We start from the raw sequence: 14,122 nt of genomic DNA on the forward strand, positions 1-14,122 counted from the left end.
GAGGAAGTCATGCAAAAGGAGATCTTGGCGGTTTTGGTCTATCTCGCCGCCGCAATGTCGGCTGTAGCCGCTGACCTTCCAGCACTGGCGACCGACGCGGCCTATGCGCCGGTTGACCCGGCCGAGGCTGCGCTGGGGCAGGTGCTGTTCTACGATCCGATCCTCTCGGGCAATCGCGAGGTATCCTGCGCCACCTGCCACCATCCCCGCTTTGGCACCAGCGACGGGCTGTCCCTGTCGCTGGGCGATGGCGGCATCGGACTTGGTCCTGACCGCGTTGCGGACCCCAAAAACATGCCAGAGGCACGTGTGCCCCGCAACGCCCCCGCCCTGTTCAACCTTGGCGCGCTTGAGTTCACCCACCTGTTTGACGATGGACGGATCGAAGTCGATCTTGCCCGGCCCAGCGGGTTTCGCACCCCGCTGGACGACGACATGGTGGCGGGTTTTGCCTCGCTTCTATCTGCGCAGACCATGTTCCCCGTGCTCAGCGCGGATGAGATGGCTGGCCATGTGCAGGAAAACGAGATTGCCCGCGCGGTGCGCCAAGGCATTCTGACAGGTAAGGGCGGCGCCTGGGATCTGATCGCGCGCCGGGTTGCTACAGTGCCAGGCTATGCTGCGCGGTTTCCACAGGTCTATCCTCATATAAGCGGACCAGAGGACATCGCCTTCACAGACATCTCGAACGCCATCGCGGCCTTCATGGCGCTGGAATGGCGGTCGGACACATCGCCGTTCGATGCCTATCTGCGGGGCACGTCTGCCCTGCCCGCACCGGCCATGACCGGCCTGAACCTGTTCTATGGGCGCGCAGGTTGCAGCACCTGCCATTCCGGCATGTTCCAGACCGATCACGGCTTTCACGCAATGGGTGCGCCACAGATCGGCCCCGGCAAGGCTGCGAAATTCGAATTTCATTCCCGAGATGAGGGCCGTTTTCGCGTGACAGGCAGAAATGAGGATTTTTTTGCCTTTCGAACCCCGTCTCTGCGCAACGTCGCCCTGACTGCGCCCTATGGTCATGCCGGTGCACATGCCGATCTGGCGGGGTTTATTGCCGCCCATGCCGATCCGTTTGCAGGGCTGCACAACTATGACCTTACTCAGGCCATCCTGCCAAAACTGCCGTTTGACGATGCAATCATCATGCAGGATACGGAAGAAGTCGCCGCGATTGCTGCGGCCGCCAAATGGTCCGTCGCTTTATCCGACGCTGAAATCACCGCCCTCGTGGCGTTTCTCGACACGCTCACCGACCCCGCTGCCCTGAAAGGTCGCCTAGGGATTCCGGCCACAGTTCCAAGTGGGCTGCCGGTGGCACGCTGACATCAGGGGCGGGTCAGAAACAGGACTTTGTCGGCCCGACTGTAACCGGTGGTTTTTATTCCATCCGGCCAGATTACCGACACTTCGGCCTCGGACACCTCCCCCAGACCGAAATGTAATGGCAGCGCCTGCCCACCCGCATGGCCACCGCCCACAGTGACTTCCTGCACCTGACCGTTCACTGTGACCAGCGCCCCAACGGCGTTGCGGTTACCGCCCGGTTGGGTCAGCGCCACCTGCAGCCAGTGACCGGTGTCTGCGGTCACATTGCGATACAGTTCCAGCGGTGCGCGGCGGTTCGACACCAGCAGATCCAGCCGCCCGTCGCCGTCGAAATCCGCAAGGGCCGCGCCACGGGACCGGTCGGTTGTGGCAACCCCTGCCTCGGCAGCCGCCTCAACAAAGGTACCGTCCGCTTGCTGCATCAGCAAATTGTTGGGATCGTGTATCGCCATGCCCGGCATCTGATCCACATTTCCCTTGGCAATGAAAAGATCGGCGCGCCCGTCGTTGTCCACATCTCCGAACTGCGCATGCCACCCGGTCGAGGGGCGCCCGTCATCACCCACATGGGGCCGCGTCGCATAGGTGCCGATGGCATAGGGCGCCCCGGCATAGGTTCCATCCGCCTGTGCGATCTGCAACAACTGATCCCCCATCGAGGTCATCATAACTTCGTCCCGGCCGTCCCCCGTCAGGTCGCGGCTGGCAATACCCATCCCCCAGAGCGAGACCTTTGCCCAGCCGTCCTCCGCATCTAGGAACCTGCCCAGCTTGATGTCCCACATCTGCTCATACCCCCCCTTCACGTAATAATGCCGGTCATTCGAGATGCGCAGGCTGAGGAGCCCCCGGGCATCCCGCGCGGCCAGCATCGACAAGCTGCAAAATCCCGGCGCGAGCGTTTCGTCGCGAAAGCCACTGGCGTCAGGGATCAGCAGGGTGTTTGTGTCACAGGCATAAAACGGGCCATCGGGATTGGCACGGTCGACATAGTGGCCCACGGCCATCTGCGGTCGCCCCTCATCCGTCCACCAGGCGGTAAAGGCCGTGCTCCATTGATCGCTTTTCCGCAGGCCCCAGTTGTCGGTCGCGTCGGAAAAGGCACAGTCAGGCGCGCCGCGCAACATCACATCCGGACCGACACGCAGCACATACAAATCCATCCATCCGTCGCTATCCAAATCCAGCGGATAGGCACCGGTCATCCCTGTAAGCGGCATCAGCGGCACCTCGGCAAACGTAAAAGCCCGGGTATTGCGCAGCAGGATAGCTGGGGCATCTCCGCCTGCGGCAAAGATATCCGGCCGCTGGTCCCCATCACAATCGAAAACCGCAACACCGCCGCGGACAAAATGCTCCCAGCCACCGGAATAGATATGCTTGGGCAAGGAATCGGAATGATCCTCAAACAGCGGGGCGGCCCCTGCAGTTGTTGCAAGAAGGCAATACAACAGAATGCGGATCATCCCGCCCAACCTTCACCCAGCGCCATATCTGTCACAGCGCTGAGCGCGAGCGCGGAGGCCCCCCTCGCCCAGACCAGATCACCCCAAGCATGAATTTCGACCGGGCAGGGTTCGCGACCATCGGCCAGAATAAGCGCACGCATTTCGGCCATCACCTCGTCCGCGTAAAGATAGTCATATTGCATTCGCTCCCCCGACAAGATGATCAGTTCGGGATCGAATAGTTGCACCACATTGGCCAGCCCCAGCGACAGATAGCGCCCTGCGCGGCGAAATATCGTGCGCGCCGCTACATTGCCCCCTTTGGCCTGGGCAAAAAGCGTGTCCAGCATGACACTGGCGCTTTGCAGGTTGCGGGCATTGCGGCCCAGCGCTGTCGCCGCCTCGCGTGCGAGAGCGTAATCCGCCACATAAGCCTCAAGACAGCCGCGCTGGCCACAGCGACACAGGGCTCCATCCAGCTGCACCTTGGTATGCCCGAGCTCAAGCCCGATGCCCCGGCTGCCCCGAAACAGCCGGTTGCCCAACACAACGCCCATACCGACGCCTTCTTCGATCGTGACAACGGCAAAGTCAGATCGGGCGCGCCCTGCGCCAAACCACAGCTCGGCCAAGGTCAGCACATTCGCGTCATTGTCGAGAAACACAGGCAGGTCGAAGCGCTGCGCCATTGCTGGACCCAGCGGCAGGTCGCGCTGATCCAGCAGGGGTGACCACAGAACCATCCCTGTGTCATGTTCGACCAGCCCGGGCAGCCCGACGCCGATGGCGCTGACCTCGGACAGGCGGCGATCGGCATTGGAAAGAACAGCGGCGATCAGATCGCTCACCTCGGACAGGGTCTCCTCAACCGATTTGCGGTGGGGCGGCGTAGGCTGAGAGACGTCGGCCAGCACCGTGCCCGCAAAATCGGTCAGCACTGCCGTGTGCAAGGCATCCGACAGCTTGATTCCGATGACCAGCCGCGCGTCCGGCACCACCTCCAACGCCACGGGCGGGCGACCCCGCCCAACCTCGCGTGGGAGACCTTCAACTTCGCGCAGGAAGCCTGCGGCAATCAACTCGGCACTGAGTGTGGTAGCTGAGCCCGCGCTGATACCTAGAGAACGTGTCACATCCGCACGCGCACTGCGCCCTGCCGCGCGAACTGATTCGAAAATCTGCTGACGCAGCGGACGCGCCGGTGCGGCCGAGGCCGACAGAATCGGACCGCAGCCGCTGCTCTGCGGCTCGGACCCTGCACTGCCGCCCGGGACATCACACATTGTTTTCAACTCAAACAAATTTCTGCACCTGCAAAGGCAAAAAGGCGTTCCTCGCTGGATTCTGGCGCAATCGGCTGCAATTGAATAGTAACAAATTGAAGTATTGAGCGATTGCATGTTAGTTTTATTTTGACAGATGAATTAAATATGGCATTTTGCGCCTGTCGGGTCACAAGACCCACGCCCCGTATCAAAGCGGGGATACGTCTCGGGAGGACAGTATGCACAAATCCATTATAGCGGCGGCCATTGCGGTCGTCGGCTTCAACTCGGCCGCTTTGGCCGAAAGCCACGGCATGACCGTTGGCGTGAGCTGGTCGAACTTTCAGGAAGAGCGCTGGAAAACCGACGAAGCCGCGATCAAAGAGGCTCTGGATGCCGCAGGCGCGACCTATGTGTCTGCCGACGCACAGTCTTCTTCTTCCAAGCAGCTGTCGGATGTAGAAAGCCTGATCGCGCAGGGCGTCGACGCTCTGATCATTCTGGCGCAGGACACCGATGCGATCGGCCCGGCTGTTGATGCCGCAGCAAACGAAGGCATTCCAGTTGTCGCCTATGACCGCCTGATCGAAGACCCCCGCGCGTTTTACCTGACCTTTGACAATGTCGAAGTGGGGCGCATGCAGGCTCGGGCCGTTCTGGCCGCGCAGCCCGAAGGTAACTACGTGATGATCAAGGGCTCGCCTACCGATCCGAATGCGGATTTCCTGCGCGGCGGCCAGCAGGAAGTCCTGCAATCGGCCATCGACTCTGGCGCGATCGTCATCGTGGACGAGGCCTACACAGACGGCTGGCTGCCCGCGAACGCACAGCGCAACATGGAGCAGATCCTGACGGCGAATGACAACAAGGTCGACGCGGTTGTCGCCTCCAACGACGGCACGGCCGGCGGCGCAGTCGCTGCGCTGACGGCACAGGGGATGGAGGGCATTCCAGTTTCCGGTCAGGACGGCGATCACGCGGCGCTGAACCGCGTGGCTCTGGGCACGCAGACCGTTTCGGTTTGGAAGGACGCGCGCGATCTGGGCCGCTCTGCAGCTGAAATCGCTGTTGCGATGGCCAGTGGCGACGGTGACATGGCCACAATCGACGGCGCGCAGAGCTGGACCTCTCCCTCGGGCACCGAGATGGAAGCTAAGTTCCTGACGCCCGTGCCGATCACCAAGGACAACCTGTCCGTCGTGGTCGATGCCGGCTGGATCACCAAGGACGCGCTTTGCCAAGGTGTGACCGACGGTCCCGCGCCCTGTAACTAAGCTGACATGCCCCGGCCTGCGTACACGCTGGCCGGGGTTTTCTTTTCCCGCAGCCGCCCATTGCGCCGCCGCGATGCCCTGCAGACCACCCCCCTGCATCTTGGAGCCAGAATGTCTGATCAGACAGAATCGACCCCCGTGCCCGCGCAAAAGCGCAGCCTCTTCAAACAGCTCGAACTTGATACACGCCTTCTGGGCATGATCGGTGCGTTCTTTGTTATCTGTCTCGTGTTCAATTTCTGGACCGACGGACGCTTCCTCACTCCGCGCAACATTTTCAACCTGACGATCCAGACGGTCAGCGTGGCCATCATGGCGACCGGCATGGTCTTTGTGATTGTCACCCGCCACATAGACCTGTCCGTCGGTGCCCTGCTTGCGACCTGTACCGCCGTGATGGGCATGCTGCAGACCCGATGGCTGCCCAACATGATGGGGATCGAGATTGGATCGCCGCTGATCCCTTGGATCACCATCGGCCTCGGCCTGCTTACCGGTGCAGTCATCGGCGGCATGCAGGGCTGGCTCGTGGGCTATCGCGGCATTCCGGCCTTTATCGTGACGCTGGGTGGCCTTCTGGTCTGGCGCAACGTCGGCTGGTATCTGACCAGCGGACAGACGATTGGTCCCCTCGACGACACCTATATCCTGTTCGGCGGCATCACCGGCACGCTCGGCTGGTTCTGGAGCTGGGTCATCGGCATTGCCGCTGCCGTGGCCGCCGCCGTGGGTCTCTGGTCGGGGCGCCGCACAAAGGTCCGCCATGGCTTTCCGGTCAAACCCGCCTGGGCTGAAATGGTCGTGATCGCCATCACCATCGGCGCGATCCTGGGCTTTGTCGCAGTGCTGAACGCCTATGAACTGCCCGAACGCGTCGTGGCACGGGACTTTGCAGCATATGGCTGCGTCCAGGCCGAGGGCTGCACAGTTGCCTACGGCATCCCCTATTCTGTGCTGCTGCTGATCTTTGTCGCCGTTGTCATGACGGTGATCGCAACACGTACACGTCTGGGCCGCTACATCTTTGCCACCGGCGGCAATCCCGATGCGGCAAGTCTTTCGGGCATCAACACACGGTTCCTGACGGTCAAGATCTTTGCCATCGTCGGCGTGCTCTGCGCGCTTGGGGGCGTCGTCGCTTCGGCCCGACTGGGATACCACACCAACGACATCGGCACGCTGGACGAACTGCGTGTCATCGCGGCAGCCGTCATCGGCGGCACCGCCCTGTCCGGCGGGATCGGCACAATCTACGGCGCAATCTTTGGCGCTCTGATCATGCAATCGCTGCAATCGGGCATGGCGATGGTCGGGGTTGATGCGCCCTATCAGAATATCGTCGTCGGTGCGGTCCTGGTCTTTGCCGTCTGGGTCGACATCGAATACCGCAAGCGGACGGGAGCCAAGTAAATGACCACACCCCTTGTTCAAATGAAGAATATCTCGATTGCCTTTGGTGGTGTGCATGCCGTCGATAACGTCAGCCTTGATTTGTATCCGGGTGAGGTTGTTGGCCTGCTGGGCCACAACGGTGCCGGTAAATCCACGCTGATCAAGATCCTGTCCGGTGCCTACAAAGCGGATTCAGGCGAGATCTGGATCAATGGCAAAAAGGTCGACATCCAGTCGCCCCGCGACGCCCGCGCCAACAGCATTGAAACGATCTACCAGACGCTGGCTCTGGCCGATAACCTCGACGCCGCATCTAACCTGTTCCTGGGGCGCGAGCTGACCACGCCCTTTGGCTTTGTCGATGATTCCCGGCAAGAGGCCGAAACGCGCAAGATCATGGCGCGGCTCAACCCCAACTTCAAAAAGCTGAAAGAACCGGTTTCGGCGCTGTCAGGCGGTCAACGTCAGTCGGTCGCTATTGCCCGCGCCGTCTATTTCAAGGCGCGCATCCTGATCATGGACGAACCGACGGCAGCCTTGGGCGTACATGAGACCAAGATGGTCGCGGATCTGATCACCGAGCTTAAGAAACAAGGCCTCGGCATCTTCCTGATCAGCCACGACACCCGTGAAATGATGGATCTGTGCGACCGTGTTTCCGTGATGAAAAACGGTCAGGTTGTCGGCACCGAACGGGTCGAGGACGTAACAGAGGATGACATCCTGTCGATGATCATCCTGGGCAAAAACCCAAAGGCGGCAGCATGAGCCTTTATATCGGTCTGGATCTGGGCACATCTTCGCTCAAAGGCATCGTCATGGACGAGTCGCAGGCGATCATCGCCGAAGCGTCCTCTGCCCTCACAGTGCAGCGCCTGCACGACAGCTGGTCCGAGCAGGACCCGGCCAGCTGGCTGACAGCAGCAGATGCGGTCATGACGGCGCTGGCCTCTCAGGTATCGCTCGACGGCGTGGCAGGGATCGGCCTGTCGGGTCATATGCATGGCGCGACACTACTGGGCGCGGATGATGCGGTGCTGCGGCCCTGCATCCTGTGGAACGACACGCGATCAGCAAAACAGGCGGCGGCGTTGGACGCTGACCCCCAATTTCGCGCGCTGACCGGCAACATCGTCTTTCCCGGCTTCACCGCACCGAAACTGGTCTGGGTGCAGGAAAATGAGCCCGAGACCTTTGCCAAAGTCGCCAAGGTGCTGCTGCCCAAGGATTACCTGCGCCTCTGGCTGGCGGGCGATCATGTGGCCGAAATGTCGGACGCTGCGGGAACAAGCTGGCTCGACACCGGGGCGCGGGACTGGTCGGACGATCTGCTGGCCGCCACGCAACTCAGCCGGGACCACATGCCGCGTCTGGTCGAAGGGTCCGAAGTTTCCGGCACTCTGCGCGATGAGCTGGCCGCCAAATGGGGCCTGCCCAAGGGCATTGTGATCGCTGGCGGCGGTGGCGACAATGCCGCCAGCGCGGTCGGCGTCGGCGTGGTGAAACCGGGGGAGGCGTTTGTGTCGCTCGGGACCTCTGGCGTACTCTTCGCTTCTTCCGCCGCATATCAGCCGGAGGCGGCGAGTGCTGTGCACACCTTCTGCCACGCGCTGCCCGAGACATGGCACCAGATGGGCGTCATCCTTGCCGCTGCGGATGCCATGAACTGGTTCGCCGGAACCGTGGGGCAAAAGTCCGACGCCCTGACCGGAGCGCTTGGCGATCTGCAAGCTCCCGGGCGCACGCTCTTCCTGCCCTATCTGGGCGGAGAGCGGACGCCGCACAACAATGCCGCTATCAGGGGCGCCTTTCTCCACCTCGACCACAGCAACGACACCGCCGCTCTGACCCGCGCCGTGCTTGAGGGCGTCACCCATGCCTTCCGCGACAGCTTTGACGCACTTTGCGGCACCGGCACCCAAATCACCCGCCTGATCGGCGTCGGCGGTGGCACAAAATCCGACTACTGGGTCAAGGCCATCGCCACCTCGCTTGGCATGCCCATAGATCTGCCCGTGTCCGGCGACTTTGGCGGAGCCTTTGGCGCCGCTCGTCTGGGCATGATGGCCGCCACCGGAGCTGGCGCCGAAATCGCCACCGCCCCCCCGATTGCGCGCAGCATCGATCCAGATGTCGCCCTGACACCTGCGTTTGCCGAGGCACATGCCCGCTACCGCGAAAGCTATACGGCCCTGAAAAGCCTGACCTAAAGGACCCCAAAATGACCGACTTTTTCCAAGGCATCCAGAAAATCAAATTCGAGGGCGCTGACAGCGACAACGATTTCGCCTTCCGCCACTACAACCCGGACGAGGTGGTGATGGGCAAGACGCTCAAGGACCATTTGCGCTTTGCTGCCGCCTATTGGCACAGCTTTGCCTGGCCGGGTGGCGACCCCTTCGGCGGGCAGACGTTCGAACGCCCGTGGTTTGGCGACACCATGGCACTCGCCAAACTCAAGGCCGATGTCGCCTTCGAGATGTTTGAGATCCTTGATGTGCCCTACTACTGCTTCCACGATGCGGACGTCCGCCCCGAAGGCGCAGATTTTGCCGAGAACACCAAAAACCTGCGTGAGATCGTTGACTACTTCGAAGAAAAGCAGGCCGCAACAGGCGTCAAACTGCTCTGGGGCACGGCGAACCTGTTCTCGAACCGTCGGTTCATGTCAGGTGCTGCCACCAACCCCGACCCCGATGTCTTTGCCTTTTCCGCCGCGACCGTGAAAACCTGCATGGATGCCACGCTGCAGCTGGGCGGTGAAAACTACGTCCTCTGGGGCGGGCGCGAGGGGTATGAGACCCTGCTGAACACCGATCTGGCCAAGGAACGCACCCATGCCGGGCGGTTCTTGCAGATGGTCGTCGACTACAAGCACAAGATCGGCTTCAAAGGTGCGATCCTGATCGAGCCCAAACCGCAGGAACCGATGAAGCACCAGTACGACTATGATGTCTCTACAGTCTACGGGTTCCTCAAGGAATTCGGGCTTGAGAAAGAGGTTCAGGTGAACGTCGAACAGGGCCATGCGATCCTTGCCGGTCATTCGTTCGAGCATGAGCTGGCAATGGCACGCTCGCTGGGAATCTTCGGCTCCATCGACATGAACCGCAACGATTATCAGTCCGGATGGGACACCGACCAGTTCCCCAACAACGTCCCCGAAATGACGCTGGCCTATTACGAGGTGCTGCGCGCGGGTGGCTTCACCACCGGCGGCACCAACTTTGACGCCAAGCTGCGCCGTCAGTCGCTGGATGCCGAGGATCTGATCCTTGCCCATGTCGGCGGTATGGATGCCTGCGCGGCGGGCCTCAAGGCGGCGGCTGCAATGCTGGAGGATGGCAAGCTGGAGGCGGCGCGGGATGCCCGCTATTCTGGATGGGAGACGACAGCGGCAAAGGCCATGCTGGACAGCGATCTGGACAGCATCGCGACACGCGTTCAGTCCGAGGGAATCAATCCGCAGCCCAGTTCTGGTCGGCAGGAACGTCTGGAAAATCTCGTGAACCGCTATCTCTAATGCTCTGCGCCCCGGGGTGACCCGGGGCGTCTGAGGGTCTGAACAGGGGGACTTTGGACCTTCTGGATAAAGCACCTCAGTTTTTCGGCCGATAAGTAACGCCCCACCTTTACGAGGTACAAGGCGGTAAGAAGTGGCAGCGCAGCCGACGCGATCTTTACCACCTTCTGGTGAGAGATCTGAAACAGGGAGTCACCGACGCCTCCGATCAAACTCAACCACCCTCACCTTAACAACCATTTTAAAACAATATCTTGAGAAAGTCTGGCCATTTTCTGCCAGCATGCAGGTCATTTTTTGCACGCGATTTCCACCAGAACCTGGCCGAAAACTTGCGCCGCGAAGACCGCCCACCATAGCGTCACCATCACCGGTCTGCCCCATGGCGCAGGCTCGTCATATTTCTGGGAGGAAACCATGTTCAATCTGAAATCCGCACTGCGCGGTTGCGCGCTTGTATCCACTCTGGCGACAGTGCCCTTTGCCGCACAGGCAAGCGAGTTCATCAACGTTCTGACCGGCGGCACCTCCGGTGTTTATTACCCGCTGGGCGCGGGTCTAGCGAACATATATGGTGAAAAGATCGAAGGCGCGCGCACGCAGGTGCAGTCCACCAAGGCCAGCGTCGAAAACCTGAACCTGCTGCAAGACGGTCGGGGTGAACTGGGCTTTGCCCTAGGTGACAGCGTGGCGATGGCCTGGGAAGGCAATGCCGATGCAGGCTTCCCGGCAAAACTCGACCGCCTGCGGGGGATTGCCGCGATCTATCCGAACTACATTCAGGTTGTCGCGACAAAAGAAAGCGGCATCACCGAATTTGCAGACCTCAAGGGCAAGAGCCTGTCGGTCGGTGCACCCGCTTCGGGGACAGAACTGAACGCACGGGCAATCTTTGGCGCGATGGACATGTCCTATGACGATCTGGGTAAGGTCGAATATCTTCCCTTCGCGGAATCGGTCGAGCTGATCAAGAACCGCCAGCTGGACGGCACTCTGCAATCGGCCGGCCTTGGCGTCGCGTCGATCCGCGATCTTGCCTCGTCCCTGCCGATCAACGTGGTGGCGATTCCGGCAAACGTGGCGGAGACACTGGGTGCGCCCTATATCGCCGCGACAATCCCGGCGAACACTTATGACGGCCAGAGCGAAGATGTGCCCACTGTCGCCGTGTCAAACTTTCTGGTCACCCACGAAGGTGTCAGCGACGAAGTTGCCTATCAGATGACAAAGCTGCTGTTCGAAAACCTCGAAACGCTGAAAGCATCGCATCAGGCGGCGGCACAGATTGACATCGCTAACGCGCTGAACGGCATGCCCATTCCCCTGCACCCGGGCGCGGAGCGGTATTACCGTGAACAAGGCCTTCTGCAGTAAGCACTGCCCCTTTCCAAAGGCGGGCGCACCTATTGCGGTGCGCCCTTCACCGCCGTTCCCGGTTCGAGGTTCCCCATGTCCAATCCCGCCACGCCCCCTGATCCCCAAGAGGGTCAAGAGGTCGCATTCAACGCTGATGCAACCGGTCGCCTTCTGTTCTGGATCGCCGTCATCTTTTCGGTGTTTCAGATCCTGACGGCGGCACATATCGTCGATCTTTCCAGTCAGGTCACGCGCGCCTTTCACGTCGGTTTCCTGACCCTGCTGGCCTTTCCTCTGGTCGCTTATGGCCGCAAGGCAACAGGATCGCTCAAGGCACTTGCCTGGGCGTTTGCCTTTGCAGGGGTCGCTGTCGCGTTTTATCAATGGTGGGAATACCAGCCGCTGATTCTGCGGGCGGGCCGTCCGCTGACGCAGGACATTGTCGTGGGTGTCATCGCGCTGACCGTCGTCTTTGCCGCCGCATGGACCATGATGGGGCCGGCGCTGCCATTGATTGCCGGCATGTTCCTTGCCTACTGCTTTCTTGGCCAGTATCTGCCATCACCGTTGAACCATCGCGGCTACAGTTTTTCCCAGGTGGTCGACCACATGGCCTTTGGGACTGAGGGGCTCTACGGTATTCCAACATACGTTTCTTCGACCTATATTTTTCTGTTCATCTTATTCGGCTCTTTTCTGGAACGCGCCGGCATGATCCGGCTGTTCACCGACGTGGCCATGGGCATGTTCGGGCACCGCCAGGGGGGCGCGGCCAAGGTTGCTGTTGTTTCTTCCGGGCTGATGGGCACGATCTCGGGCTCGGGCGTGGCCAATGTGGTCACAACTGGTCAGTTCACCATCCCACTGATGAAAAAATTTGGCTATCGTCCAGCCTTTGCCGGCGGGGTCGAGGCGACAGCGTCGATGGGCGGTCAGATCATGCCGCCCGTCATGGGGGCAGTTGCCTTCATCATGGCCGAAACGCTGGACGTGCCATATATTGAGGTGGTCAAGGCAGCGCTGATCCCGGCCATCCTCTATTTCGCCTCTGCGTTCTGGATGGTGCATCTTGAGGCAGGACGGTATGGCCTGCGCGGTCTCAGCAAGGCAGAACTCCCCTCAGCTCGCAAGGCAATCTCAGAAAACTGGATGCTGCTGGTCCCGCTTGGCGTGCTCGTCTACCTGCTGTTCGGCGGTTATACGCCGCTGTTTGCCGGCACGATTGGTCTGGGCCTGACGGTTCTGCTGATCCTGGGCGGTTCGGTCGTGCTGCAGCTTCCGGCTGGGGTGATCCGCATCGTGTTCTGGGTGTGTCTTGGCCTTGTTGCCGCCGGGTTTCTGGAGTTCGGCATCAACGTCCTGATTGCAGCCCTTGCCGCGCTGATCCTGTGGTGCGCCCTGACCAAAGGTGGGCGCGAGACGCTGATCCTCTGCCGGGATTCTCTGGCCGAAGGTGCCAAAACCGCGCTACCAGTGGGTGTCGCCTGTGCGCTGGTCGGCGTAATCATCGGCACCATGACCCTGACTGGCGCGGCCAACACCTTTGGCCAATTCATCGTGTCGGTGGGGCAGCAAAGTCTGCTTCTGAGTCTGATCCTGACGATGTTCACCTGTATCCTGCTGGGTATGGGGATCCCGACGATCCCGAACTACATCATCACATCGTCGATTGCCGGACCGGCCCTGCTGGCGCTGGGTGTGCCGCTGATTGTCAGCCATATGTTCGTCTTTTACTTTGGCATACTGGCGGACCTTACTCCGCCAGTGGCGCTGGCGTGCTTCGCGGCGGCGCCCATCGCCAAGGAAAGCGGGCTGAAAATCTCGTTCGAGGCCATCAAGGTGGCCGCTGCAGGGTTCGTCATTCCGTTCATGGCGGTCTACACGCCAGCGCTTATGTTGCAGGCAGGTGGTCCGCTGGCCGATGCCATTGGCTACTGGCCCGCAGTTGCTTACATCGTGTTCAAGACAGTGCTATGCATCGGCCTTTGGGGCGTGGCGGTGATCGGATGGCTGGGTCGTCCGCTGGGTTGGCCTTTGCGCATACTTGCGGTTGTCACCGCCGCCGTGCTGATCGCGGCACTGCCAATAACGGACGAGATCGGTTTTGCCCTGGCAGCGATCTTTGCAGTCGCATTGGTGTTGGCCCGGCGGCGTGCCAAGGCATGAGCGCATGCCTCGCCATAGGCGCGCTTGCGCTACATCTCAGCAATCCGGCTTTCACGCTCAGTTGGCGCCACTCGGTTGAAAAGACCGAGTGGGAGGAAAGCTGGACTACCGCTCCAGATGGCCTGACCCTGACCCAATCCCGGATCAAGGGATCGGGCGCGGGGATGGAGCCGGGGCCAGATGCCATACTGAAAGACGGCTGGTGGATCTCTTCTGGGCATCTGCGGGTGCCCCGTATGGTACTCGCCGCCTCCGGCTCGACAGGGGTGGGCTGGACACTTTGCGCTGACGGGACCTGCCATACGATCGGTGCGGCGGAAGGTGATCCGATCATCGTCGCGCCCTGCAATATGCCGCTTTAAATCT

General features: G+C 60.9%; 11 protein-coding genes. 9 read left to right on the top strand and 2 right to left on the bottom strand.

The genetic code is table 11. The features are described 5' to 3' along the window. The first annotated feature begins 9 nt into the window (after window positions 1-9). Window positions 10-1,329, top strand: coding sequence for a cytochrome-c peroxidase (locus P775_RS04265; RefSeq protein ID WP_099909794.1), 1,320 nt, complete (start codon window positions 10-12; stop codon window positions 1,327-1,329). Between the two features lie 2 nt (window positions 1,330-1,331). Here the strand turns inward: P775_RS04265 and P775_RS04270 are convergent, their stop codons facing one another. Together P775_RS04270 and P775_RS04275 are read right to left on the bottom strand one after the other, a co-directional pair. Next, on the bottom strand, window positions 1,332-2,798 hold the full coding sequence (locus tag P775_RS04270; RefSeq protein WP_099909795.1) for a CRTAC1 family protein: 1,467 nt from the start codon (window positions 2,796-2,798) through the stop codon (window positions 1,332-1,334). Then, window positions 2,795-4,063: an ROK family protein gene (locus tag P775_RS04275; RefSeq protein WP_099909796.1), complete on the bottom strand. Its 1,269-nt coding sequence runs from the start codon at window positions 4,061-4,063 to the stop codon at window positions 2,795-2,797. The genes P775_RS04270 and P775_RS04275 overlap by 4 nt, the downstream gene beginning before the upstream one ends. A 221-nt stretch (window positions 4,064-4,284) precedes the next feature. Between P775_RS04275 and xylF the strand changes: the two genes are divergently transcribed. The 8 genes from xylF (at window position 4,285) to P775_RS04320 (ending at window position 14,118) form a co-directional block, all read left to right on the top strand. Further along, on the top strand, window positions 4,285-5,319 hold the full coding sequence (xylF, locus tag P775_RS04280; RefSeq protein WP_099909797.1) for a D-xylose ABC transporter substrate-binding protein: 1,035 nt from the start codon (window positions 4,285-4,287) through the stop codon (window positions 5,317-5,319). 111 nt (window positions 5,320-5,430) lie between these two features. Then, window positions 5,431-6,729, top strand: coding sequence for a sugar ABC transporter permease (locus tag P775_RS04285; RefSeq protein ID WP_099909829.1), 1,299 nt, complete (start codon window positions 5,431-5,433; stop codon window positions 6,727-6,729). Beyond that, on the top strand, window positions 6,730-7,479 hold the full coding sequence (locus tag P775_RS04290) for an ATP-binding cassette domain-containing protein (RefSeq protein ID WP_099909798.1): 750 nt from the start codon (window positions 6,730-6,732) through the stop codon (window positions 7,477-7,479). Further along, complete coding sequence (gene xylB, locus P775_RS04295) at window positions 7,476-8,921, top strand: xylulokinase (RefSeq protein ID WP_099909799.1); 1,446 nt, start codon at window positions 7,476-7,478, stop codon at window positions 8,919-8,921. Before P775_RS04290 ends, xylB begins: the two co-directional genes overlap by 4 nt. An 11-nt stretch (window positions 8,922-8,932) precedes the next feature. Then, window positions 8,933-10,234: a xylose isomerase gene (gene xylA, locus P775_RS04300; protein WP_099909800.1), complete on the top strand. Its 1,302-nt coding sequence runs from the start codon at window positions 8,933-8,935 to the stop codon at window positions 10,232-10,234. Window positions 10,235-10,651: 417 nt separating this feature from the next. Then, window positions 10,652-11,608, top strand: coding sequence for a TAXI family TRAP transporter solute-binding subunit (locus P775_RS04310; RefSeq protein ID WP_099909802.1), 957 nt, complete (start codon window positions 10,652-10,654; stop codon window positions 11,606-11,608). 75 nt (window positions 11,609-11,683) lie between these two features. Continuing rightward, complete coding sequence (locus P775_RS04315; RefSeq protein WP_099909803.1) at window positions 11,684-13,756, top strand: TRAP transporter permease; 2,073 nt, start codon at window positions 11,684-11,686, stop codon at window positions 13,754-13,756. Continuing rightward, window positions 13,753-14,118: a DUF1850 domain-containing protein gene (locus tag P775_RS04320; protein WP_099909804.1), complete on the top strand. Its 366-nt coding sequence runs from the start codon at window positions 13,753-13,755 to the stop codon at window positions 14,116-14,118. Before P775_RS04315 ends, P775_RS04320 begins: the two co-directional genes overlap by 4 nt. The last annotated feature ends 4 nt before the right edge of the window (window positions 14,119-14,122 follow it).

Origin of the sequence: Puniceibacterium antarcticum (assembly GCF_002760615.1) — a bacterium.
Classification (GTDB): Bacteria; Pseudomonadota; Alphaproteobacteria; order Rhodobacterales; family Rhodobacteraceae; genus Puniceibacterium; species Puniceibacterium antarcticum.